Source organism: Aequorivita soesokkakensis (genome assembly GCF_001641085.1).
Classification (GTDB): Bacteria; Bacteroidota; Bacteroidia; order Flavobacteriales; family Flavobacteriaceae; genus Aequorivita; species Aequorivita soesokkakensis.
This window is the reverse complement of the sequence record NZ_LXIE01000016.1, coordinates 1-215: the sequence shown is the minus strand read 5'-3', so window position 1 is coordinate 215 and position 215 is coordinate 1. Positions and strand designations below refer to the sequence as shown.

At 51.6% G+C, this 215-nt stretch carries 1 protein-coding gene; it reads right to left on the bottom strand.

Translation table 11 applies throughout. The annotated features are described in order from the left end of the window. The coding region (locus A7A78_RS15220; RefSeq protein WP_207489346.1) for a hypothetical protein at positions 1 to 215 on the bottom strand (215 nt) is incomplete at both ends.

Genomic DNA, 215 nt, shown 5'->3' with positions numbered 1-215 from the left:
CCAGCCAGCATCTCGGGGGTAATGTCAAAGACCAGCTCAGAGATGTCAAAACCAAAATTGCTGCCAATGACAGTCTGGGAAGTAGGGACAACCGCCGCCTGTGTATTTATAGCAGCGCCCGGTGCACCAGCCGCATCACTGTAAAAAGTAATGTCCGAAGAGGTGACCGTTGAGCCCGGGTTCATCCAGATGTCAACAGTTGCCGTATTTAAGGT